General features: G+C 73.0%; 1 protein-coding gene. It reads left to right on the top strand.

What is annotated here, in order from left to right; genetic code table 11:
• Positions 1-196: 196 nt before the first annotated feature.
• Positions 197-1,123, top strand: a 927-nt coding sequence (rarD, locus tag ACFWEK_RS21780; RefSeq protein ID WP_430555402.1) for an EamA family transporter RarD, incomplete at its 3' end; no start/stop codon positions are given.

A 1,123-nucleotide genomic window follows, 5' to 3' on the forward strand; every position in this document is an offset into this window, starting at 1 on the left:
GGGATTCGAACCCCCGAAGGCTGAGCCGTCTGATTTACAGTCAGATCCCTTTGGCCGCTCGGGCAACCTGCCGTGCGGGCTCGCGGACGAGCTCGCGGGTAGAACCATAACGCCCCGGAGGGTCCCGGCGGAAATCGTCTCGCCGTGGCCCGCGTCACGACCGCCCGCACGGTCCCCCGGGCCCTACATTGAGGCGGTGACGTCCCCCTCCTCCCCCGACCGCTGGGGGCTGCCGCTCGGCCTCTCGGCGTTCGTCCTCTGGGGCGCGATGCCCCTGTTCTTCCCGCTGCTCGAGCCCACCGGCCCCGTCGAGATCATCGCCCACCGCGTGGTGTGGAGCCTCGTGTTCTGCGTGGTGCTCCTGCTCGTCACGCGCACGTTCGGGTCGTTCGTCGCCGTCCTGCGCAACGGCCGCGTCATGGGCGCGCTCGCCGTCGCGTCCGTGCTGATCATCGCGAACTGGACCACGTACGTGTACGCGGTGCTCTCCGGCCACGTGCTGGACGCCGCCCTCGGGTACTTCATCAACCCGCTGCTGACCGTGCTCCTCGGCGTGCTCGTGCTGCGCGAGCGCCTGCGGGCGGCCCAGTGGGTGGCGCTCGGGTTCGGCGCCGCGGCCGTCGTGGTGATCTCCACCGGGGTCGGCGGCCTTCCGTGGATCGCGCTCGTCCTCGCGGGCGCCTTCGGGCTCTACTCCCTGGTGAAGAACCGGGTGGGGCGCGACGTCGGCGCGTTGCCCGGGCTTGCCGCGGAGACGGCCGTGGCGACCCCGTTCGCCCTGGCGTACCTCGTGGTGCTCGGCGCCACGGGCGTCGGCACGTTTACGACGGAGGGCGCGGGGCACGCGCTCCTGCTCGCCGCGTGCGGCGTCATCACCGGGCTGCCCCTGCTGCTCTTCTCGGCCGCCGCGCGCCGGCTCCCGCTGTCCGTGGTCGGGATGCTGCAGTACCTGACCCCGGTGCTGCAGTTCCTGCTGGGCCTGCTGGTCTTCGGCGAGCACATGCCGCCCACCCGCTGGGCCGGGTTCGTGCTCGTGTGGGTGGCGCTGGTCATCCTCACGGCCGACGGCACCCGGCAGGCCCGCGCCGCGCGCCTCGCCACCCGGGACGCCGCAGGGGCGGTG

The organism is Isoptericola sp. NPDC060257 (genome assembly GCF_042726645.1).
GTDB lineage: Bacteria > Actinomycetota > Actinomycetes > Actinomycetales > Cellulomonadaceae > Isoptericola > Isoptericola nanjingensis.